18 protein-coding genes and 1 pseudogene are annotated in these 23,981 nt (G+C 45.3%); 5 read left to right on the forward strand and 14 right to left on the reverse strand.

The window, feature by feature from the left end; genetic code table 11:
• Window positions 1-61: 61 nt before the first annotated feature.
• From IPJ02_06410 to IPJ02_06445, 8 genes are all read right to left on the reverse strand, one after another.
• On the reverse strand, window positions 62-715 hold the full coding sequence (locus IPJ02_06410; GenBank protein ID MBK7375180.1) for a CoA transferase subunit B: 654 nt from the start codon (window positions 713-715) through the stop codon (window positions 62-64).
• An 83-nt stretch (window positions 716-798) separates the two neighbouring features.
• Complete coding sequence (locus IPJ02_06415) at window positions 799-1,497, reverse strand: CoA transferase subunit A (protein MBK7375181.1); 699 nt, start codon at window positions 1,495-1,497, stop codon at window positions 799-801.
• A 1-nt stretch (window position 1,498) separates the two neighbouring features.
• Window positions 1,499-1,861: a DUF4296 domain-containing protein gene (locus IPJ02_06420; protein ID MBK7375182.1), complete on the reverse strand. Its 363-nt coding sequence runs from the start codon at window positions 1,859-1,861 to the stop codon at window positions 1,499-1,501.
• A complete protein-coding gene (locus IPJ02_06425) occupies window positions 1,858-2,778 on the reverse strand; it encodes a DUF4835 family protein (protein MBK7375183.1) in 921 nt (306 codons plus the stop codon). The genes IPJ02_06420 and IPJ02_06425 overlap by 4 nt, the downstream gene beginning before the upstream one ends.
• A complete protein-coding gene (gene coaBC, locus IPJ02_06430) occupies window positions 2,765-3,964 on the reverse strand; it encodes a bifunctional phosphopantothenoylcysteine decarboxylase/phosphopantothenate--cysteine ligase CoaBC (GenBank protein MBK7375184.1) in 1,200 nt (399 codons plus the stop codon). Before coaBC ends, IPJ02_06425 begins: the two co-directional genes overlap by 14 nt.
• An 80-nt stretch (window positions 3,965-4,044) precedes the next feature.
• Complete coding sequence (locus IPJ02_06435; GenBank protein MBK7375185.1) at window positions 4,045-4,386, reverse strand: DNA-directed RNA polymerase subunit omega; 342 nt, start codon at window positions 4,384-4,386, stop codon at window positions 4,045-4,047.
• Window positions 4,355-5,185 carry an outer membrane protein assembly factor BamD gene (gene bamD / locus IPJ02_06440; GenBank protein MBK7375186.1) on the reverse strand — a complete coding sequence of 277 codons (831 nt, stop codon included), beginning with the start codon at window positions 5,183-5,185 and terminating at the stop codon, window positions 4,355-4,357. The genes IPJ02_06435 and bamD overlap by 32 nt, the downstream gene beginning before the upstream one ends.
• Window positions 5,186-5,347: 162 nt before the next feature.
• Complete coding sequence (locus tag IPJ02_06445; GenBank protein MBK7375187.1) at window positions 5,348-6,973, reverse strand: hypothetical protein; 1,626 nt, start codon at window positions 6,971-6,973, stop codon at window positions 5,348-5,350.
• A gap of 284 nt (window positions 6,974-7,257) precedes the next feature.
• Between IPJ02_06445 and IPJ02_06450 the strand changes: the two genes are divergently transcribed.
• The 4 genes from IPJ02_06450 (at window position 7,258) to IPJ02_06465 (ending at window position 10,845) form a co-directional block, all read left to right on the forward strand.
• Entirely contained in the window at window positions 7,258-8,220 is a 963-nt protein-coding gene (locus IPJ02_06450; protein ID MBK7375188.1) for a polyprenyl synthetase family protein, read from the forward strand.
• A gap of 3 nt (window positions 8,221-8,223) precedes the next feature.
• On the forward strand, window positions 8,224-9,921 hold the full coding sequence (recJ, locus tag IPJ02_06455; protein ID MBK7375189.1) for a single-stranded-DNA-specific exonuclease RecJ: 1,698 nt from the start codon (window positions 8,224-8,226) through the stop codon (window positions 9,919-9,921).
• Window positions 9,921-10,634 carry a class I SAM-dependent methyltransferase gene (locus IPJ02_06460; GenBank protein ID MBK7375190.1) on the forward strand — a complete coding sequence of 238 codons (714 nt, stop codon included), beginning with the start codon at window positions 9,921-9,923 and terminating at the stop codon, window positions 10,632-10,634. Before recJ ends, IPJ02_06460 begins: the two co-directional genes overlap by 1 nt.
• A gap of 73 nt (window positions 10,635-10,707) precedes the next feature.
• Window positions 10,708-10,845 carry a hypothetical protein gene (locus IPJ02_06465; GenBank protein ID MBK7375191.1) on the forward strand — a complete coding sequence of 46 codons (138 nt, stop codon included), beginning with the start codon at window positions 10,708-10,710 and terminating at the stop codon, window positions 10,843-10,845.
• Between the two features lie 90 nt (window positions 10,846-10,935).
• Here the strand turns inward: IPJ02_06465 and htpG are convergent.
• From htpG to IPJ02_06485, 4 genes and pseudogenes are all read right to left on the reverse strand, one after another.
• Window positions 10,936-12,794 (reverse strand): annotated as a pseudogene (gene htpG, locus IPJ02_06470) (molecular chaperone HtpG).
• A gap of 146 nt (window positions 12,795-12,940) precedes the next feature.
• Window positions 12,941-15,682, reverse strand: coding sequence for a lamin tail domain-containing protein (locus tag IPJ02_06475; GenBank protein MBK7375192.1), 2,742 nt, complete (start codon window positions 15,680-15,682; stop codon window positions 12,941-12,943).
• A gap of 92 nt (window positions 15,683-15,774) precedes the next feature.
• A complete protein-coding gene (locus IPJ02_06480) occupies window positions 15,775-17,130 on the reverse strand; it encodes a choice-of-anchor J domain-containing protein (GenBank protein MBK7375193.1) in 1,356 nt (451 codons plus the stop codon).
• A 44-nt stretch (window positions 17,131-17,174) separates the two neighbouring features.
• Window positions 17,175-19,757: a TonB-dependent receptor gene (locus IPJ02_06485; GenBank protein MBK7375194.1), complete on the reverse strand. Its 2,583-nt coding sequence runs from the start codon at window positions 19,755-19,757 to the stop codon at window positions 17,175-17,177.
• Window positions 19,758-19,899: 142 nt separating this feature from the next.
• Here IPJ02_06485 and IPJ02_06490 point away from each other — a divergent pair, with 142 nt between their 5' ends.
• The gene (locus tag IPJ02_06490; protein ID MBK7375195.1) at window positions 19,900-20,955 is read left to right on the forward strand and encodes an endonuclease/exonuclease/phosphatase; all 1,056 of its coding nucleotides are present in this window, start codon (window positions 19,900-19,902) and stop codon (window positions 20,953-20,955) included.
• A gap of 6 nt (window positions 20,956-20,961) precedes the next feature.
• Here the strand turns inward: IPJ02_06490 and IPJ02_06495 are convergent, their stop codons facing one another.
• The gene (locus IPJ02_06495) at window positions 20,962-21,702 is read right to left on the reverse strand and encodes a ribonuclease H-like domain-containing protein (protein MBK7375196.1); all 741 of its coding nucleotides are present in this window, start codon (window positions 21,700-21,702) and stop codon (window positions 20,962-20,964) included.
• Between the two features lie 123 nt (window positions 21,703-21,825).
• Window positions 21,826-23,973 (reverse strand): elongation factor G, encoded by a 2,148-nt coding sequence (fusA, locus tag IPJ02_06500; protein MBK7375197.1) that lies wholly within the window; start codon window positions 23,971-23,973, stop codon window positions 21,826-21,828.
• Window positions 23,974-23,981: the final 8 nt, after the last annotated feature.

Here is a 23,981-nt window from a genome sequence, read left to right on the forward strand (position 1 = left end):
GCTCATTAAAAAATCCCCCGGGCAACCAGGGGATTTTTATTTATACAAAGTCTTATATGGCTCAGAATTGCATTTCGGTATCTCCTCCCACATTCAGTTTACCGGCTGTTTTGGAAACGATCTCCTCCACGGATACTCCCGGTGCCCTTTCCAGCAATGTAAAACCCCCAGGGGTAATATCCAGCACACCCAGTTCTGTAACAACTTTCCTGATACATTTTGTGCCTGTAAGCGGCAAGGTACACTGAGGTAATAATTTGCTTTCCCCCTTGGGATTTGTGTGCATCATGGCCACGATTATGTTTTTGGCACTTGCCACGAGGTCCATGGCGCCCCCCATTCCTTTCACCATCTTTCCGGGGATCTTCCAATTGGCAATATCTCCTTGTTCACTTACTTCCATAGCCCCCAAAACGGTCAGGTCAACTTTGCCGGCACGTATCATTCCAAAACTCATGGCGCTGTCAAAAAAAGAGGAGCCGGGTACGGTAGTTATGGTCTGTTTGCCGGCGTTTATCAGGTCTGCATCCTCTTCTCCTTCAAAAGGGAAAGGCCCCATGCCCAGTAAACCATTTTCACTTTGCAGAACCACGTTCACTCCCGTGGGAATATAGTTGGCCACCAGGGTCGGAATTCCTATGCCCAGGTTAACATAGTAACCGTCTTTCAATTCCCTTGCTATCCGTTGTGCTATTTGTTCTTTTGATAATGCCATAGTTAAAACGTTTAAGTCGTTTAAGGATTTAAATCGTTTAAGGGTTTAGCATTTAACCTTGGAACCCTTAAACCTTGAAACCTTTAAACGTTTTTCCTTACTGTCCTTTGTTCAATTCGCTTTTCATAATTCATTCCCTGGAATATCCGGTGCACATATATGCCCGGAGTATGTATCTGGTTGGGATCCAGTTCACCCGCTTCCACAAGTTCTTCCACCTCAGCAATGGTTATCTTACCGGCCATTGCCATCAACGGACTGAAGTTACGGGCAGTTGCTTTGAAGATAAGATTGCCATGCGTATCACCTTTCCATGCTTTTACAATTGCATACTCCGCATCAAAAGCATATTCAAGCAAATATTCTTTATTATTGAATATCCTGATTTCTTTTCCTGCTGCCACTTCTGTACCTACCCCGGCGGGTGTAAAGATAGCAGGCATACCATATCCTGCAGCCATACAGCGTGTGGCGAGTGTTCCCTGGGGGATCAGTTCCACCTCCAGTTCACCACTCAGCAGTTGTCTTTCAAACTCTGCATTTTCCCCTACATAAGAGGATATCATCTTCTTCACCTGCTTTTGTTTCAGCATCAGGCCGATGCCGAAATCATCCACCCCCGCATTATTGGATATGCAGGTAAGGTTCTTCGGCCCCTTTTTAACAAGTGCAGCAATACAATTTTCGGGGATACCGCATAAGCCAAATCCCCCCAACATCAGCACAGCGCCGTCATTAATATCGGCCACGGCCTCTTCTGCATTTTTATAGACTTTATTCATATCATTGCTCCTTAACCGGACTTATTTTTAAACTGCGGTCTCTTTCAGCCTGGCTGATCATACTGTCCATGATCGCTTTCATCTGCCTGCTGTTCTTTTTATAATAATCGTAGCTCCTGTAAAAATCTTCCTTTGATATACGGTGAATCGAAAATATCTCCTGCTGCAGTTTCAGGTTCTCTTCCACCGCGTTCCTGGATGAATCCCTTGCAATGAACTCGGTTGTAAATGCATCTGCCCGGATAAAATCCCACAACACCGCCTGCATCTGGGCTGGTTTCAGGATTCCTGCCGGTTCCTTTTCCCTGCTTCCGCATGAAAGCAGGGTAAATAAAAAAGAGATCCAGGTAATGGTCCTTATCATTTCAACTCGTCTTTATACTTGGCAGCATTGGTAATGTCAAGCCGTTGCAGCATCTCGGAAGCCCTGGCTTTATCCTGCTGTGGTGCTTTTGAGAATATCTTTACCAGTTCGGTTGCTTTGCCCTGGAAAAAGAACTGGCTGATCATTTTATTCGGGTTGTCGGTTATGAAATTATTCAGCAGGTTCAACACGTTCAGTAATTCGGCCCGGGCAGCATTTTCATCTTCGTACAGCTTATCCATGCAAAGCCGGTAATAATTATAATATACGTCATGCATGATGGTGTAGCGGCTATTGAGCATGTTCTCTGCCAGCCAATAACGGTTTCTTTGGCCGTCAAAAGCCTTCCACCCGGAAATACCCCTCCCATCGGGTGCATTATTTACAATATTCTGTGCTTTCTGAAAATAGGGGTCACCGCCGCGAAGTGAATAAGAATCATAATCGAAAGCCAGTACCATATACGCATAATATGCAATGACAGCCGTAAGGTTGGAAACAAGCGCATCCGAACCCGATATCCTGTTCTCATTAAACTCAAGCACCTGGAATTCCACGTATTTGAAGATGATGTTATCGTCTTTGAAATTGATTAGGGGGGAAAGATACGTGGTATTATAAACCGGCCTTGCAGCCTGCACGGTCAGGGATGCGTTATATACATTCAGATCATTGGTTGGCTGAAGGTTCAATAAAAAATTACATTCGATCCTTTCCGCAGGGGCAAAATTATCCGGCGTCCATTTACGCGTGTTGAGAAAATTATTCAGGGCTGTTTGAAGTGTGCGGAAGACATTCTGGTTAACATTATTACCCACCTGGCTGCTTACCACGGTGATATTTGCCTTCAGTTCCTGGGCAACCGAAATCTTACAGGCAATGAAAAGGAAAAATAGTAGGAATTTAATTTTTTGCATGCAATTGCTTAATAATTGAATTTACAATATCAACGGCTACTTCCTGCTTTGTTTTCGTATCAAAAGAGGATACATTACCTGTCTTATCAAAAATAGTGATTTTATTAGTGTCGTGTCCAAACCCGGCACCCGCATCGTTCAACGAATTCAACACGATCATATCTGCGTTCTTTGATTGCAGTTTTTTTATTGCATTTTCATTTTCATTTGTGGTTTCCAGTGCAAACCCTACCAGGAACTGACCTTCCTTTTTGTTAAGCCCCAGGTGCTTTAAAATGTCTTTGGTCTTTGTCAGTTCCACAGCAAAATCATTTTCTGTCTTCTTGATCTTCTCCCTGGCCGTTTTAACCGGGGTATAATCCGCAACAGCAGCACTCATCACTGCTATGTCTGTTTCGGGAAATATTTTTTCACAGGCAGAAAACATTTCTGCTGCAGACCTCACTTTTATTACTTTGATACCACCAGCCACAATAACGGATGAGGGACCCAGTACAACGGTTACTTCTGCACCCCTGTTTTTCATTTCCGCTGCTATGGCTGCTCCCATTTTACCGGAAGAATGATTGCCGATGAAGCGGACCGGGTCAATGGGTTCGTAGGTTGGGCCTGCCGTGATCAAAACCTTCTTGCCTTTCAGTTCAAGTTTGTTCAAAAAAAAACCGTTGAGCCAGGATACCATGGATTCCGGTTCAGCCATCCTCCCATCTCCTACCAGGCCACTGGCAAGTTCCCCGTTCTCCACCGGTATCACGTAATTCCCAAAGCCGGTTATTTTCTGAAGATTTTGTTTTGTAGTTGCATGGTGCCACATATCCTCATCCATTGCCGGGGCCACCACCACAGGACAGGTGGCCGAAAGGTAAACCGCCATCAGCAAATTATCACAAAGTCCATTCGCCATTTTAGACAACGTATTGCAGCTTAAGGGGGCAATGAGCATAACATCGGCCCACCTGCCAAGCATTACATGATTTGACCATGAATCGTTTTCAGCAAGATCTGCAAGAACCGGATTTTTTGAAAGGGTAGATAAAGAAAGGGGCGTTACAAAATCCTTTGCTGCCGGGGTCATAACGATCCTGACCTCGGCTCCTGCCTTTATGAGCAGGCGGGTAAGCAACGTAGCTTTATATGCGGCAATACTTCCGCTCACCCCCAATAAAATCTTTTTTCCCTGTAACATAAAAAACCTGTACCACGTCAAATGATACAGGTTAAAATTATGATTTCTTAACTAAATAAGAAGCTAAAATATTGATTTCGTCAACTAAACAGATCTTCGTCATTTTTCCGGAAGTACACTTTGTCTTCCAGGAATTCGGTTGTTGCCAGCAAAGCAGGGTTTGGCATGCGCTCGTAAGCTTTGGATATCTCTATCTGTTCTTTATTCTCATGGATCTCTTCCAGGCTGTCGGTATGGCTGGCAAATTCTTCCAGTTTATTATGCAACTCTTCTTTAAGAGTGATATTGATCTGGTTTGCCCTTTTTGCAACAATGGCAATGGATTCATAAAGATTACCTGTCTTATCCTTCAGGTCTGATAATTTTTTTGGCTCCACCACACTGCTGGTGTTAGCGCTTAGCTGACGTCTGAGTTTGCTCATTTTTTATGTCTTTAATATGGTTTTTACTTAAGTTGCTGTAAGTTTCTGCGTCCTTCAAAAGCTTGCTTTCAGGATAACGGTCAACAAAATCCTCGTACTCATCGATCACTTTTTCGTAACGCTCAATTTGCTTATCAGGAATGCTTAATTTGGCAAACCTGTAATAAGATTTTACTGTCTTTAACTTATACTCTTCTCCTTTCGCTGATTCCGGGTAATTGTTGATCAGATTGCTAAACGCAATCGCTGAGGCTCGGTACTGGGCCATGTCATAGTATAATACGGCCGCCCGGTATTCTTTTTGCTCCAGCTTAGCCCTGCACTTATCAATGATTTCGGATGCTTCTTTATTACGCGGAGAACCGGGATGCGTATTGATATAGGTTTGCATCATCCCCATTGCCCTGGTTGTATTCACCTGTTCAAGCTCCAGTTTGGGAGATTGTTTGTAAAAACAATAGGAGCGCATGTAATCAACTTCTTCTGCCTTGCTGCTGTTGGGAAACACTTCTAAAAAACCCTTGAACAGGTTTTCTGCATCGGCATACATTTTCATGTAATAAAAGCAGTAGGCATCCTTGTAATATAACTCTTCGAACTTTATCGTTCCTTTAAAAACCGGGAATAATTCCTCGTAAAGCTGCTGGGCTATCTTGTACTTTTTTTTACTGAAAAATGTATCGGCCATACTGAGTTTATACTCATAATCCTTACTCTTCGCTATCTTATTGTATTTATTACAGGAAGATACCAGGACGAGTAAAAAAAGGGAGGCTGATAAGAGTTTCAAGAATTTCATAAAAGAACGCAAAGTTAATGTAATTAGGCCAAAATGCCAGTATGAAAGCAAATAACCAAAAATGGAGCGTTAAGGATTTTGTAAAGAAATTTTCCTGGGTTTATAGATAAGAAAAGCCCCCCGGGATGCCGGGGGGCTTTAATGTATTATAATAATTATCTATTAGTTACACTTAACATCTATGGTGTTCTTATCTCCGCCACCAACTTCGCAGTTAGTAGTGATCCTGTCGGCACTAATTCCTTCTTTTTCAACCAGGTAGATCTTAATTGCATCCAACCTCTTCTGGCAGTTAGCCTGGGAAGCTTTAGAAGCCTCAGGATAGCCATTGATATTAATATTGCAATTCGGGTTGGCTTTCATTTTAGAAGCCACGGTTGCCAGCATCGCTTTATTATCTGCACTGAGTGTTAAAGCATTGCCTTTGAAAGAAAGACTTGGATAATCGCATGGGCAGTTTGCCTTCGGATCAACCACAACATTATTCTTGCAGCACTCAGGTTCGGGGCATTTACCAACACCGTCGGCATTTACCGGCTGGCATTCTGTAGGCGTAATAAGTTGTTTATCCTTACAATCAGGAACACCATCACCATCCGTATCTTTTGTTACACCATGTGTATCAACCGGGCAGCCGGCAGGCGTATTTGGTTCCCTGTCAAGGTGGTCGCAAACTCCATCTCCGTCGGCATCATTACAATCATTCTTAGGTATCTTAACGTTGCGGTGATTCCGGAGTTCATCATAAGCATAATCCAGCGGGTTGATCCACCACAATGGCTGAACAGACTTAGCACCCAGGTTCACATTTAAACCAATGGAAGCATAGTTATACGAATCAAAATCCCTCGTTAAAGCAGCATCTCCCCAGGCATGTTCCTGCCAACGCTGTCCATCTAATAGGTCTGTTTTTACAAACGTCCACCTATCTTCAATAGCCAGGTTTATCCTGTTACTTAATTTAAATGCAATACCCATCAATACGGTGCCCGAAGGTTTAAGTACATTATTGCCCAGTTTAGGACGACGGCCAATTTCATTATCAGCAACAGTCTCATAGGATTTGTCCATTCCTGCTTTCAGGGTCTTAAGTATCGACTTTCTATCACTGTAGGTAGAGCTGGTAATTGAATTAAACAGGGTTGTATACGGATTTCCGCTCTCGTCCAGTGCATTCACCTTGGTCTGGAACCAGGAAACACCTATACCACCACCACCATAGATCACCAAACCGGTTTTCTGCTTGTGGAAACGGATGTTGTTAAGGGTAACGATTCCCTGCAGACCAAGATCCTGCATATGAACCTTGTAATTATAAAAAACCTTATCCAGGGGCCTTGTTCCTGTATTATCAAGCGTACCGACCGTTCTGTCAGGAGAACCGGGAATCCGAACGGGTGCATTATACCTTGACCATGCAGGGTTCTTTCCAAAATTCTGGCTAAAAGTCCAGTTCAAACCTTTACCGGTTGCATTCAAATACTGCAATCTCAGTGAGAAAACGTATCCGAAGGCTTTTCGCACATGGGCAGCAAAACCAAAAGTGGGTAATTTGGCCGTTACGTCACCACTTACAGTGAACATGCCGCCCGATACACCAATCTCCCACATATTGCGGGGCTTAGCTGGAAAATTATATGTGCTATTCCAGAATTCATTTTGCTGGGCCATTCTTTTAGCAGGTATTACAGAAGAGTCATATACACTCCCCTTCCCGCCAACCTGGGCAAAAACCCCTGTTGAGAGAAATAATATCCCTATTAAGAATTTGTACTTTTTGCTTACCATATTTTAATAATTAAGGTTTTTTTTTAATTTGTACGGGTTAATTTAGAGCAAAAATATCAATTGCTGCCTAATAATCAAATTTTTTAATTATTTATTTAGACTAAGCAAAGAACATTCTGGCTTATTCTATTTTGGTTGAAAGACACAGACTTCCGCAGTTTCGTTGCACGAAGATAATCATTCGGGTATAAAAACGCGATTTTCGGGGAAATATGTATCCAAGACCGAAGAAATAAATTTACTTTGGCATCATTTCACACCTGTATCCTGCCAAGAGATTAAAAATGGACTTTATAAACAACAACATAGGAGAAGAACTTAAAATTTTTGAAAAAAAGTTTGCGGAGGCTGTTAAAAGCGAAACCCTTTTGCTGGATACCATCATGAAATATATCATCAAGCGAAAAGGAAAGCAACTGAGGCCCATGTTCGTTTTATTAAGCGCAAAACTGCATGGCACCATAAACGAAAGCACCTACCGGGCTGCTGCGCTGGTTGAATTGCTGCACACGGCAACCCTGGTACATGATGATGTGGTGGACGATTCCCCGCAAAGAAGGGGTTTCTTTTCGATCAATGCTTTGTGGAATAAAAAGATTGCCGTGCTTGTTGGCGACTACCTGCTTTCCAAAGGCCTCTTACTTGCCACAGGCAGTAATGAATTCAGGCATTTGCACATTCTTTCGGATGCTGTTAAACAAATGAGCGAAGGGGAACTGCTGCAGATACAGAAAACAAGAAAACTAAATTTCAGCGAAGACATTTATTTTGAGATCATACGGGGTAAAACAGCATCCCTTCTTTCATCTGCCTGTGCTGCAGGAGCATACAGCACCAGCAACAACGAAGCAATAACCGCCCAAATGAAATTGTTCGGTGAAAAAGTAGGCATTGCCTTTCAGATCAAAGATGACCTTTTTGATTATGGTAAGGATAATATTGGTAAGCCGACCGGTAATGATATCAAAGAAAAGAAACTTACCCTCCCATTGATCTACACCATGAATACTGTTTCAGCAAAGACGCGGAGAGAATTGGTATACATCATTAAAAATGAGAATAAGGACCCGAAAAGAATAAAATTCGTCATTGATGCGGTGACTGAAGCAGGCGGCATTCGTTACGCCAACGAAAAAATGAACCGCTACCGGGATGAGGCCCTGGCCATTTTGCATACCTACACCGACGGGCCAGTCAGAAATGCGCTGGAAGAACTTGTACGCTTTACCACCGACCGGAAATATTGATGCATGGAGAAAAGATGGAAAATAGCAAAGCCCGATGAAGATAAGGTGGATGCATTACAGCAATCCCTGAAAATCAACCCAGCCATTTGCAGGATCCTCGTACAGCGGGGTATTGATTCGTACGATAAAGCCAAACATTATTTCCGGCCGCAGTTGAACGACCTGCATGACCCCTGGCTGATGAAGGATATGGACAAAGCGGTGAAGCGCATCCTCGCTGCATTTGAAAGAAAAGAAAAAATACTGGTATTCGGCGACTATGATGTGGATGGCACCACTTCCGTTGCCTGCATGTACCGTTTCCTTCACAAGATCTACGAACCGGCCCTTTTGGATTTTTATATTCCCCACCGCTACCGGGAAGGATATGGCGTAAGCAGGATGGGAATTGATTTTGCCAAAGAGAATGGTTTTACGTTGATCATCTCGCTTGACTGCGGCATAAAATCCATTGACCTGGTATCGTATGCTAAAGGCTTACGCATTGATTTCATCGTATGCGATCACCATTTACCGGATGAAGAACTACCGGATGCTGCAGCCATACTGAATCCCAAACAAAAGGATTGCAACTATCCTTACAAAGAACTTTGTGGATGCGGTGTTGGATTTAAACTGATCACTGCATTGGCCGGGCATCTGAACATTGATGAGGAACATTATCTTTGTTATATTGACCTGGTAGCCGTAGCCATTGCGGCCGATATTGTACCCATGACCGGGGAAAACCGCATACTGGCTTTTCATGGCCTGGAAAAGATCAACAGCAATCCCAATGCAGGAATTAAGGCACTCATCTTTTTAGGGAATATCCAAAAGAAATTATCCATAAACAATGTTGTTTTTGTGATAGCCCCCCGCGTGAACGCCGCAGGCAGGATGGATGATGCCCGGAAAGCAGTACAGATGTTCATTGAGGATGATTACAGCAAAGCACTGGAATATGCCGAAATGCTGCACAGTGATAATACCGACCGGAAAGAAGCTGACAAAAGCATTACAGCCGAAGCATTGGAGATCATCCAGGGGGATAAGGTTTTACAAAACAGGAAAACAACCGTTGTATTTAAAGATCACTGGCACAAAGGCGTGGTGGGCATTGTTGCCAGCCGGCTGATAGAAACCTGGTACCGTCCTACCGTAGTTCTCACAAAAAGCGGTGATATCGCTGCTGGAAGTGCCCGAAGTGTGCCGGGCTTCAATTTATACGAGGCCATCCATGCCTGCAGGGAACATTTGCTTGGGTATGGCGGTCATTTTGCAGCAGCAGGACTTTCTTTATTACCTGAGAACATCGAAGCCTTCTCTGCAAAATTTGAAGAAGTAGTTTCTGCAACCATCCCGGAACATCTTTTGATCCCGGAGATAAACATTGACACCGATATCTCTTTTAAAGACATTACCCAGAACTTCTATAGCATCATTTGCCAGATGGAGCCGTTCGGCCCGGAAAATATGCGGCCTGTATTTATTGCTAAAAAGGTGCTGGATACCGGCTACTCAAAGGTCGTTAAGGAAGAACACCTGCGTTTTGTGGTGAAACAGGACAACCAGACATTCACGGGCATCGGTTTTAACCTTGCTGAAAAATTCCCGTTGATGAAAAGACCCGTTGACCTTGTTTTTACCCTTGATGAGAATGAATGGAACGGGACCACCAGCCTGCAGTTGAAAATAATTGACCTCCGCCCCTGTGAATAATGAAATTCCTCTCCTACATACGATACTTTTTTTACCTGGCCCTTAACTGGAATATCCCCATTGCATGGCATATCATCCGGCAGGAAATAAAAGGCGAAAGAAAATACGGCATAAACACAACCGGTGCCGATGAACTGAAAAAGCTGCAAAACCTGGGAGTCGATATTTCTCACGCTACCATCTACATGCCTGTAAGTTACGAGTTGCTCGAAGACATCTTTGAACAATTGAGCAACCTCAAACCACAAACCACAAACCACAAACTTCAAACCTCAAACGGCAAACCCTTTAACCATTTCCTCGACATAGGCTGCGGCAAAGGCAGGGCACTCTGCGTGGCTGCACATCATGGTTTTAAGAAATTAACCGGCATTGACTTTTCTAAGGAACTTTGCGAAGCTGCAAAGGCAAACCTGGAGGTCACAAAACAAAGGATTCCCGGCATGGATTTCTCGGTCATCCACAACGATGCCTTTTATTTTGAGATACCTGCCGATGCGGATTGCATCTTTTTCTTCAACCCCTTTGACGAAACGATCATGAGTGGCGTAGTGGAAAACATCCTGGAAAGTCTTCAAAATCATCCCCGCCGGCTCAGCATCATTTATGTAAATCCACTCCACAAAGAATATTTTATTCAGGCAGGATTTACTGAAACATGGTACTCCAAAAAAATGAAATACCTTGAAGCTTCTGTATTGACCAATCAATAAAACACCCGCCCTTGCCAGGTTCCGGAACGTTAAAATCAATTCATCATTTAGTTTTCCATACCCTGCCGGTGGCATGGGCCAATGGCTAAACTCAAGCACCCAGAAGTACTACAATGGACGGGGCTCTTTTGAAACAACCGGGGGCATCACCTGGATGCAGATCCGTTTCGATCCGGCAGGAACGCCAACCAGTTTCAGGGCAGTGAACTAAAAATAAATCCCGTACACTACGAAAGCAATTGGGGCATGCTTTGCATGCCCCAACCTTTAAACGTCTTATACGACTTAAACCTTTAAACGACTAGTTCATCAACTCTACCGTTCTGTTTATAAAACTTGTTAAGCTGTTACCCTTTAATAATCCCTGCGACAGCAAAGCAAGATCTGCTAAATTATGCACCACTTTTTCCTGTTTCTCTTTTTCTGCTTCGGCCAATACTGTTTTGTAAATAGCATGGTTGCCGTTCACGGTAAGGGTGACTTCATCCGGCATATTTGCATAGAAAGCTCCCATACCACCACCGCCCTGCATAGCAGCCATGTCTTTCATGCGTCGCATGAACTCGGGCCGGGTGGCAACAACCGGCGGTGCTTCCGCACTCAATCCTTTCACTTCCACAGACACATTCAGGTCGGGAACCTGTAAGGAGAAAAGGTCTTTCAGTTTTGCCTCATCATCCTTGCTCAGCACACTATCGCCTCCCTCCTGCTTATCAATGATGTTGTCGATGATGTCACTGTCTACCCGGGTGAACTGCACATTCTCCCATTTCATTTCCATCTGGTTGATGAATCCATTGTCAATGATGGTTTCCAGCTTAACCACGATGTATCCTTTACCAACGGCCTGTTGTATATACGCATCCTGCTGCACGGGATCGGTGGTATACAGGATCACCAGTTTCCCGTCTTTATTTTTCTGCAATGCTTCTGTTGCCAGCTTGTATTCCTCAATCGTATAGAATTTCAAGTCCCTCCTTTGCGGATTCAGGGGGTTTGCATGATGTGGAACTTATTTGCCTTATCCAGGAATTTATCATCCGTCATCATACCATACTTCACAAACAGGCCCAGGCTCTCCCACTTTTCTTCAAACTGCTTGCGGTCTGTTTTAAATATCTCCTCCAGTTTATCGGCTACTTTTTTGGTGATGTGTGCATTGATCTTTTTTACATTGGGATCCCCCTGCAGGTAACTGCGGCTAACATTCAGGGGGATATCCGGGCTGTCGATCACCCCATGCATCAGCATTAAGAATTCCGGCACAATGTCTTTCACTTCATCCGTTACAAAAACCTGGTTGCAGTACAATTGTATCTTGTCTTTCTGTATCTCGTAACTCTGCTTTATTTTGGGGAAGTATAAGATACCGGTAAGGTTGAAGGGATAATCCACGTTCAAATGGATCCAGAACAGCGGGGCTTCGCTGAAGGGATATAACTCTTTGTAAAAATCCTGGTAGTCTTCGGTCGTTAATTCGGATGGTTTCTTTGTCCAGGCGGGTGCGGGATTGTTTACCTGTTTATCATTGAAGAAGATCGGGATCGGCAGGAACCGGCAGAATTTTTCCAATACAGACTGTATCCTGGATTCTTCCAGGAATTCCTCACTTTCTGCATTCAGGTGAAGCACAATATCGGTTCCCCTGCCCTGCCTGCCGGCAGGCAGGTTTTCTTTTTCCACTTCTTCCAACGTGAATTCCGGGCTGCCGTCGCATTCCCATCTTACAGCCTGGCTGCCTTCCCGGAAGCTTCTTGAAAAAACTTCCACTTTATCACTTACCATGAAGGAACTGTAAAAGCCCAGGCCGAAATGGCCGATGATGTTAGCCTCGTTCTGGCCCTTGTATTTTTCCAGGAATTCCTCTGCCCCGCTAAAAGCCACCTGGTTCAGGTATTTGTCGATCTCATCCGCTGTCATGCCCAGGCCGGTATCCGAAATGGTAAGGGTCTTTTTATCCTTATCGATCCGGATCTCGATCTTCAGGTCGCCCAGTTCGCCCTTTGCCTCGCCGATGGAAGAGAGTGTCTTCAGTTTCTGGTTGGCATCCACTGCATTGCTGACAAGTTCCCGTAAAAAAATGTCATGCTCGCTGTACAGGAATTTCTTGATGATGGGGAAAATATTCTCTGTTTGTACCCGGATATTTCCTTTTTGCATAGCTTATTTGTTTTATTGGATGATTGCAAACATAGTACCAAGGCCGGTTTGCTGCCAGCTTGGCATTTTATTAATTGCACGGGTTAACCAAATGAACAGAGGCTTCCAAATTGGAAGCCTCTGTTTGTATGATTCGGTTGATCCCCTTACCAGATCATAAAGCGCTTCTTATCCCTGAAATCGGGGCTTACAATATGAATACTGTAAGAACCTGTTCCCAGCCGGGCCGGTATGGTAAAAGTATCGTCAATGAAATTCACCGGGGTGATGATATCCCGCTGGAAGACCAATTGGCCAACACTATTGAATACCTGTATTCCATAATGGCCGGGTTTGATGCCCTTATACGTATAATGTAAGCTGCCACCACGTTTTACCGGTACCGAGTAAAGCACAAAACCGTCGGGTATGCTCTTCATGGTAAATGACCTTTCTGTACCATACGCAATGCCGCCGTTATTAACCGCATACGCTTTGTAATAGTACGTGGCGCCCTGTACCAATCCATTCAAGGTAGTTGAGAAATTCCCTCCGGCTAAATTAGACGAAACCGATTTTGTACCCAACCCGTTCGCCAGGCCGCTGATGCCGCTGTATTCAATGCCGTAATCTGTTACGGGGCTGCAGCCGATGCTGGAAACACTTCCATCCAATGTTACAGCGTTGGCCGAAAGCACATTGGCATTTCCGGTAACCGGGGTAGCAACCGTATTGACACCGCTTCCGCTGGCAGCCACATTGATGGTTGCCGCTCCGCCGCCGCTCACAGGGATATTACCATTGTACGACTGAACAGCAACCGGGCTGAACCGTACATAAATGGTTTGTGAATAAGGTCCGGCAGGATGTGTTAAGCTTAATGAAGCCGTATAAGTTCCTGCTGCAGTAGTTGAAAAAGCATACCCGTTCAGCGGACCTACATTGATGTTGGGTGCAAGTACTGCATTGCTGTTTATCGTGAATGAATTGGGCCCTGCTGTAGTATTGATACAGTTAGCGCCAAAAGCAGTCAATGGCGTTGCCGTTAATACCGGTGCCGACGTGGTGAATGAAAGTTGCACACCATAGCTTGTACCTCCCGCATTGGTTGCATAAGCATGATAATAATAAATAGTACCTGGTGTTAAGCCGGTGAGCGCCGATGAGAAATTAACCCCTGCTAAATTAGACGACGCAACGGGTGTTCCGGTTCCATTGGGGAAACCATTGGTGGTGCTGTACTCAATACCGTAAGCAGTTACCGGGGAACAGCCAACAGAAGGGATCGTTGCTGCAACCGTGGCAGTTGTTTGCGTAATGGCGCTTGCTGCACCGCTGGTAACTGAAGGAGCAGTATTAACGCCTGAACCTGCAGTAGCCACGCTGGTAGCGGGAGCACCGCCGCCATTTACCGGTATATTTCCGTTATAAGACTGAACAGCAACCGGGCTGAAGTTCACAAAGATCTGTTGCGTATAATTTCCTCCCGGCTGGATTAAATCCAAGGAAGCCGTATAGGTTCCGCCCGATGTGGTAGAAAAGCTGAATCCCGTTAATGGGCCCACCGCAATATTGACATTGGTAAGATTGGTTCCGTTGATGGTAAATGAATTAGGTCCGCCTGTTGTATTGATACACACATTGCCGAAAGAAGCAAGTGATGTAACTGTGATAACAGGTGTTAATGCGATCGTGGTGAATGATTGCTGTGCTCCATAAGCCGTACCGCCTCCATTGGTGGCATAAGCATGATAGTAATAGGTCAGTCCCGGGGTAAGTCCGGCAACATTGGATGAAAAGTTTCCTCCGGCCAGGTTGGTTGAAGGAACGGGTGTACCTGTTCCGTTGGGGAAGCCATTGGTCAAACTGTATTCCACACCATAAGCAGTTACTGCCGAGCATCCGTTGGCAGTAATACTTCCTGCAAGGGTTGCCGTGGTTTGGGTAATGGCACTTGCTGCACCGGTAGTAACGGATGCAAGTGTATTGATGCCTGCACCCGAAGCCGCCACATTAATAGCAGTGGCGCCGCCGCCGCCAACAGCGATATTGCCATTGTATGATTGAACGGCTGTGGGTGTGAACCGCACAAATATCTGTTGAGAATATGCGCCACCCGGCTGGGCCAGGCTTAAAGAAGCTGTGTATGTTCCACCGGAAGTGGTGGAATAGGTGAACCCGGCCAACGGGCCTACCGTAACGTTTGCTGCAGTAAGGTTTGAACCGGTTATTGTAAATGAATTAGGGCCGGCTACTATATTGATACACACATTACCAAATGCGGTAAGCGCTGTAGCGATCAACGTAGGAGTTCCACCGCCACCACAAGGATTTAACGGGGTAGCCGTATTACGCGGAGCAGGTGCCCCTGTGGCAAAATCGGCAGCATTTTGATTGTTGTCTGTACAACCATTTGCAGCTCTTGCAACCGCTAATGTATTGCTGGGTGCCGGGGTAGGCCCGGTGCCTTCAAAACAGTTGGCAGTGGCCCCATATCCCACAAGATCGATCAACCCCGCCGGGCAGCCGGCGAGGGCAGTAGTATTATTAACCAATGCTACTTTTCCCGCTGTACCACTCATGGCAATGGTACCTATTGCATCCGGGGTTGGTAAAGGAGTTGTTCCACCTGTTCCCTGTGCTTCCTGAACAAGATAATACTGGCCAGGCTGCAAGGTTACATTGGTAAGATTGGTGACCTGCCAGGTACCGGTACCGGTTGCACTGTTGTACTGAACAGACCATCCGTTCAGGCTTACCGGTGCTGCACCCCGGTTGAACAATTCGATAAAATCATTTGTATATGTTGCCCCGGTATTTCCACCTCCTCCATATACCTGGCTTATCACAACCTGTGCATCGGCATGAAAGGCTGTAAAGGCAAGTATAAATGCAAAAATTTTTTTCATAAAGAAAATTTGTCGTTGTATTAAAATACCCGTTTTGTTTCAAAGTAAGTAAGGGCCCTGATCTTTCATCAGGAACCTTACTTTATATTTTTTTACTGTCTTGTCACCCGTACATCATCCACTTCAAAATTGGTGGTTCTTCCCAGCGATACACTTCCTGTGTATTTAAAAGCGATATACACTGTCTGGCCGGCATAGGCAGCCAGGCTGATATTACCCGTATTGGCAAATGAGCTGTATGTGCTTGAATTGTTGGTTGCCGTGTTACCCGGGATCTGTGCATTGTTACTCACCTGTGTCCATGTTGCCGTATTCGGTGTATTGCCTCCGTTGTAATTGGTAGATACAAAAGCATGAATGGTGGTAGGGCCGGTTGCAAACTGGTAAGCCGTACTGAACTGCAGTTGAGGCGTGGTAGCGGCAGGTAATGCAATGGGTGGGGTGATGAGCCATGCAGTATCCGCATTCAAGCCGGTTCCGAAGGCAGTAACCTTCACACATTTTCCGGATGTTCCGAATACGGCATTCTTATATAATGCGGTTGCATTGGGTGCAATATTCTTCCACCCCGGGAACGTAAAATCAAGGTTGTTGTCTGAACTCGTAAGTGAACTGAAATATTCTTCAAACAGGTTGCAACGACCCCCGGCGAACTGCACGTCTTCGGCATTACGCAGGATCAATTGTCTTGTGGAACCGAATGTGGTGTAAATAGCCACTACGCTTCCGTTTCCTCCCGGCACTTTCTTTCCGGCAAAATTTGCATAGGCGCTTGTGCGGATAATGATCGTTTGGCCGGCACAGTTCTTAATATCAAGATTCACCGTGCTTTTATATACAGATGTATCGGAAAAGGTCACGGTGGTGTCACCGAACTCATAGCCATCCAGTTGTATCAATGAACCCAGGTACTGGTCCTGCATACCGGTTCCCAGCTGGTTTTGAGTAACCACGATCGGGGTAACCGGGTTGTTAATAGAACCGCCCACAACATATTTGCTGATCAGGTTCCCGGGGATCCCTTCGAGGGAGGGTAAACCGGCAACCGTTGCCTTAACACCCAGTTCCATCGTTCCGTTATAGTCGCTGATGCAAAGGTCTTTACATTTGATGAAGATGCGGCGGCCTACCGGGTATGTTCCGTAAAGATTGGTTGCGTCAAGCAGTATCTGTAAACCACCGGTTGCATCCTGAATATATAGTTGCTTATACAGGTTACCACTCTTATCATCGGCGACCACCACCCCTGAAATCACCAGGTCGGACGTGATCACATCATACGCACCGGAAGAGGTATGTAAGGCTTTAAGCGCTTTGATGGAAGTATTGGCCACGATGGCAGGGTCTGCTGCGCCGGGCGGGTTATCAAAACTTTTCTTACATGCACTCAACAGGCTGATTGAAGCAACCAGGATTACTGCCGTCAGTGTTTTTAAGATCTTATTCATAATTTATTTTTTAAAGATTTTTTATTCAGCGTTTGTTATATCAATTAAAAACGGATGCCCATGCTGGCAAAATAGTTAATACCGTATGCATAGAACCTCCTTTCCGGGAACTTGTTTACGTTCTTTCCTGCAAAGTCAAAACGCAGTTGCTCAAAACCGCCCGATACCACATCCCGATTGTTGAGGATATTATTTACCCCTACGTTAAATACCAGGAAGGTCCTTTTCTTCAGGTTGTGGAATTTCCGGTTCATCAGCCAGGAGTAACCGGCAAATGCATCCAGGGTATATTGGGATTTCAGTTTGGTCTGGTCCACGATCTGGTGCCACAATTCAGAACCTTCTGCCACGCCGCTTACTGCACTTTCTGTCCGGCGGATGGGATTAATGTTCAGGAACATCTTATCAAAATAATTGAAGTTGACATTGATGAACCAGAACCGGGGTGAACGGTAATCCAGCCCGATGGTATATGCCTGCTGTGGAGTAGGTACATAAAAGTTTTTGGAATACACCACGTCATTCCTTGATAAGACCTCCGAACTGTTATCGATGGTTACGGTAGCCCGCTGGCGGGTATTGTAATAATATTTTCCAACGGCAGCAGCAGCCGTAAGGCTTAATCCCTTATAGATCTTTGCTTCTGCGCCGAATTCAAACCCGGTATGTACCCTTCCGATATTGTTTATGGCGTAGTTCACAAAATTCCTGTACTCGTCGTGATAAAAGGTGATCACATCAAGCTGGTTCTTGAACTGGCTGTAGTAACCGGTGGCCCGTATCTTCAGTTTGGGCGCATTCATCACATAACCGCCTTCCACGGTCAGCATCTCTTCCGATTTCAGGTTATCCTGTACAAAATCCCTGGTACGGGGTGCAATGAATGCATTCTCGAAGAAAGGTGCACGGGAACCATAGGACCCGTTTGCAAACAGGTAATTACGCCCGTCTATTTTATAGGTTATGCCTCCCTTGATGCCTGAATTGTAAAAGTTATAGGTGGCTGATTTTCCATACGAGTTATTGGGGAACAACCCGCTTTTTACATTCCCATAACGGAAGAAACTGGTATAAGAATGTTCGGTGGCAACAAAAACATCGATCCTGCGGAACTTGAAAACACCCTGCAGCCATACGGAACCTTTCTTGATATTGATGTCGTAATTGTATCCGAATTTATCGCCTTCGCCTACAATACGGTTAGGTATGTTCAGGTTATTTTGCCCCGCATTGGGGTTTGTGGGGAAATCCCTTTCTCCAAACTGGTTCACATCCACATAAAAATCACCCCCCAAAAGGTCTTCTACCCTTTTAAAATAATTATTCCGCTGCGATTGATACGTGATACCGGCAGATAAAGAAGCGTTTTCAGAAATGGTGCTGTTGAGGGTACTGTTGAAAATATATTTCAAGGTGTTCACCACGCGTTCTTCCAGGATATAACGTGATCTTTTACCTGCCACGTCATTGCCGGTGATGCCAAAGGCATTGCGCACGATATCGTACGAGTTATAGTTTGTGTTATACAGCACGTCCCAGTTAATCTGGCGTTTGTTCACATCGTTCATCATCTCCTGCCTTACCTGTTCTGCAAAATTCGGATCAAGCTGGTAACTGGGCAGGTAGCGGTAGTAATCGGGCCTTGGGTCTGCGGCGTTGTACCAGTCAAGCCCCGTCACGCTCCTGTTGCCGTACGTAACCGAACCTGCGGTCACCAAGGTTGTTTTATCAGATATTTTCCAGTCGTGGGTCAGTATGCCGATGGGTTGGAAAGACCTGGCCACACTGGCATTTCTCTTTTTGCCGTTTTGATAACCCCAGTAGGGATTATAAAAATTATCGCCGGCAATATTTATCATTTCAGCAACAGATGCACCTTGCCGGCCATTTTCCGTTGGTGTGGCAAAAGCAACAAAGGAAAGCAGGTGCCTGTCGTTAAACCGTTTATCTATGCCGCCAAAAAAAGACCAGCCATCATAATAGGTACCATCGCTGTATCCTTCATCGGCCCAGCGGTGGGAACCCGAAACAGTGAAGGCCCAGCCTTTATTATTCAAACCGGTTGAATGGGTTATCATGATGCGGTTTGAATAATTGCGGTTTGATGAAGCATAGTTGATGCTGGTTTGTTTACGCTGGTGTGAGGCACGGGTGTCAAAGGAATTCAGCCCGCCCATATCACCGTATGCAAAGGTTGTTGCCATCAGTCCCAGGGTTGATTCCCGGTTACGCAGCACATCATTCAACCCGCCCCATTGTCCGTAGGGTGTAAAACCATTATCCAGGTTTTCCATGGGGATCCCGTTGATATAGGTACCAAACTGGTCTGCATCATATCCCCTGATCCGGAAACGTACGGCGCTGAATTTAAAGGTAGCGGCATTTAAAAAAGGGTCACGGCCGGCACTTAACTGGGATGAAATGTTCTGGGCACTCCCGTCCTGTGCGTCGTTCTCATCCAGGGAAATCAACGGGATATTGTCCTGCATATTATCCTTCAGTATTTCAATGATGGTATCGCGGGCCGGAATGGTATCTTTTTGCTTTGTTACCTGGGAAAATGCAGGGGGGAGAAACAGCCCCGCAAGCATCACCATAAGCAGGCAATTTTTGGTTTTTGGCATCATAAATTAGTCAGTTAAAAAAGAGAGCAAATGTAGCAATTAAACAGGGTTTTTGGGCGCAAAGTTTCGAACATAACATATTATTCATTTTAAAATACCATAAATCAGTCCGGGATGAATAACTTTGCTGGCTATTGATTTATATATGAATAAATTGCTCGTAACGGTTGCCCTTTTCTGCCTGCCGGCTTCCGGCATTTATGCCCAAAAAATTTCTTACCACCCGGCCCTTATCGGGTTTTATAACCTGGAGAATTTTTACGACACAGTCAATAACCCCCTGGTGGATGATGAGGAATTTTTACCCGGCAGCGAAAGGCATTACAACACCCGTGTTTTCCTGGATAAGGTGAACAGGCTTGCATCGGTTGTATCTCAAATGGGCACCGATATCAATCCCGATGGCCTTGCCATATTGGGTGTAGCTGAGATTGAAAATGATACCGTTCTGAACATACTCGTTAATCATAAAGACCTGAAAGCACGGGGAATGAAAATTGTGCATTACAACAGCCCCGACGTTCGGGGGGTGGATGTTGGCCTGCTTTATAATCCCAAATACTTTAACCCGGTTTACAGTGCCCCCCTATTTGTAAAGCTACCTGGCGGTTCAAAAGATTCTTATTTTACCCGTGATATACTGTATGTGAAAGGAGTTATGGACGGCGATACCATTCATGTGATGGTAAACCACTGGCCTTCCCGTTCGGGTGGCGAAGAAAGGTCGATACCTGCCCGGGCTGCTGCTGCATCGGTTGCCAGGCGTATCGTTGATTCGCTCATGGCAATTGATACCACTTCAAAGATTGTTATCATGGGTGATCTGAATGATGATCCGGTAAGCCCCAGTCTTACCAAAATACTCGGCACAAAAGGAAGACCAGCAGATGTAAAAGTAAGGGGCCTTTTTAACCCCTGGGTTGACTTTTATAAAAAAGGGATCGGCACGTTGGCATACCAGGATGCCTGGGGCCTGTTTGACCAGGTGGTATTTTCACAGCCATGGCTTGATAAAGAACAAAAAGGCTATTTCTTTTACAGGGCGAATATCTTTAACAAGGAGTTCCTGGTGCAGCAAACGGGTAAATACAAAGGCTATCCAAAAAGAACATGGGATGGCACCACCTATAATTACGGGTACAGCGATCACTTCCCGGTATTTGTTACCATGCTCAAGAAAGTAAATACGCCTGCCCGATGATCCCTTTTACGTTACAATAACCACCTGTTCCGCGGTAAGCAGGGGTAAATTCCTGAACCGAAGGACTATGTTCCCGGTGGTAACCACATCTTTCTGGCAATAGGTTACAATGCGCTGCAGTTGCTTTTCTTTACCGCCGGTGGACTGCGACCAGTAAACTTCCCCCACCATGCTTCCGTCTATATCATCTTTGGAAGAAGGAACTTTTAAAGCGGCTGCCAGCAGTTTTAAAGAAGTAAAGTTCTTGTAATCTCCAAATCGCCAGTATTGAAAGGTGTCGACCATATTTGTTTCCCATGGTTTCATGTTCTGGAAATCGAGAAAAGGAGGAATGCTGAGGCCATTGATGAGAATACGCCTGCATATAAAAGGTATGTCAAACTCTTTAATGTTATGCCCGGTGAAACTCCATTTGTTGCTGTTGGCTTCCAATTGCTGAAGGGTGGCCAGAAAATCCTGCAGCAGTTTTTTCTCATCATCCCCGTAAAAGGATTTCACCCTTAACAGGTGGGAGTTCCCCTCTTTTTTGAAATACCCGATGCTGATGCAGATGACCTTTGCAAACTCAGCCATTACCCCCGCCCGCTGGGGATAGAATTCTGCTGCACTGGTCCCTTCGGGCAGACTTCGCTGCACTTTTTCCTGCCAGAGTATTTTCCATTCCTCACTCAATGTGTCAAATGATGCCTGTTCCGATACGGTCTCAATATCGATCAGCAACAGGTTCTCTAAACGGATGTTTTGCATATTGCCTGATTATACCGGTAAATTACAATTCCGCTTTTATAAAACCAACGTTTAATTCCCCAAAGAAAAACCCCATCTGCACATGGGCGGATGGGGTTTTATTTTTATACCTGGTTACAGGATTTAATCTTCTACCTTCATTTTACCTTTTGACTTAGCGATCACTTCTTCTGCAATGTTATTGGGTGCAGGAGAGTAATGGCTGAACTCCATGGTTGAGGTGGCACGGCCTGAGGATAATGAGCGCAACTGGGTTACATACCCGAACATTTCGCTCAACGGCACTTTGGCCTTGATCACCTGTACCCCGTGCTTGCTGTCCATACCTTCCAGCATACCGCGACGGCGGTTCAGGTCACCGGTAACATCACCCATGTATTGGTCAGGAGTAAGTACTTCCACTTTCATGATCGGTTCCAGCAAAACGGGTTTTGCTTTACGGCCTGCTTCACGATAACCCTGCTTGGCACAAAGTTCAAAAGACATTGCATCCGAGTCAACCTGGTGGAAAGATCCGTCCTTTACAACCACTTTCATACTTTCCATTGGGTAAGCTGCCAGTACACCTGTAGTCATCGCCGATTCAAAACCCTTTTGTATGGCCGGTACAAATTCTTTTGGAATGCTGCCACCAAACAAACTGTTTACGAACTGGAAACGTCCTTTGTCTTCTTTCAGGAACTCTTCATCTGCGGGTCCTATTGAAAAAATGATGTCGGCGAATTTACCACGGCCACCGGTTTGCTTTTTCAGTATCTCACGGTGTTCAATGGTATTCTGGAATGCTTCTTTATAAGCCACCTGCGGGGCACCCTGGTTGATCTCTACTTTAAATTCACGTTTCATCCTGTCCACAATGATCTCCAGGTGCAATTCACCCATACCGCTCAGAATGGTCTGGCCGGTCTCTTCGTCGGTCCTGACACGCAAGGTAGGATCTTCTTCCACCAGCTTGGCAATTGCCATACCCATCTTATCAACGTCGGCCTGTGTTTTTGGTTCCACAGCTATGGAGATCACCGGCTCCGGGAATGTCATCGCTTCCAGAACGATCGGGTTATCTTCATTACATAAGGTATCGCCGGTTTTGATGTCTTTAAAACCAACACCTGCTCCGATATCACCTGCTTCGATGAAATCGATCGGGTTTTGTTTGTTGGCATGCATCTGCATGATACGGCTGATACGTTCTTTCTTACCTGTACGGGTATTCAGAACATAACTGCCTGCATCCAGGCGTCCGCTGTATGCACGGAAGAAGGCCAGCCGGCCCACAAACGGGTCGGTCATGATCTTGAATGCAAGGGCAGAAAATGGTTCTTTCGGATCCGCATGACGAATCAATTCCTCCCCATTATCCGGGTCTGTTCCTTTAACTGCCTCAATATCCAGTGGACCAGGCAGGTAACGGCATATCGCATCCAATGCAGTCTGAACACCTTTGTTTTTGAAAGAGGAACCACACATCATCGGAATGATGGAAATATCAATTACCGCTTTGCGGATGGCTTCATGCATCTCATTTTCGGTGATGCTGTTGGGATCATCGAAGAATTTCTCCAGCAGTTTATCATCATATTCTGCAACGGCTTCCACCAGGTGCTGCCTCCACTCATCCACGTCAGCCTTCATATCCTCGGGAATTGGTACTTCTTTATAGGTCATCCCCTGTGTCGTATCATCCCAGATGATCCCTTTCATGGTGATCAGGTCAACCACTCCTTTAAAATTATCTTCTGCTCCGATCGGCAATTGCAACGGAACGGCCTTGGCACCCAGCATTTCTTTAACCTGCTTTACTACATTCAGGAAGTCTGCACCGCTGCGGTCCATTTTGTTTACAAAACCGATACGTGGCACTTTGTAACGGTTGGCCTGGCGCCAAACGGTTTCCGATTGCGGTTCTACCCCGGACACGGCGCAGAACAAAGCCAGTAAACCATCCAGTACACGTAAAGAACGCTCCACTTCCACGGTAAAATCCACGTGGCCGGGCGTATCAATGATGTTGAATTTGAATTGTTTTGTTTCCGGTATTTTCGCACCCTGAACCGTTGGAAAGTTCCAAAAGCAGGTAGTAGCAGCCGAAGTGATAGTGATCCCCCTTTCCTGCTCCTGTGCCATCCAGTCCATGGTAGCGGCACCTTCGTGTACCTCACCTATTTTATGATTTACACCGGTGTAATATAAAATACGTTCAGTAGTCGTTGTTTTACCGGCATCAATATGAGCGGCAATTCCAAAGTTTCGTTGATAACGTAAATCTGCCATTTTGTTTT

The sequence above is a fragment of the Chitinophagaceae bacterium genome, assembly GCA_016710165.1.
GTDB lineage: Bacteria > Bacteroidota > Bacteroidia > Chitinophagales > Chitinophagaceae > Ferruginibacter.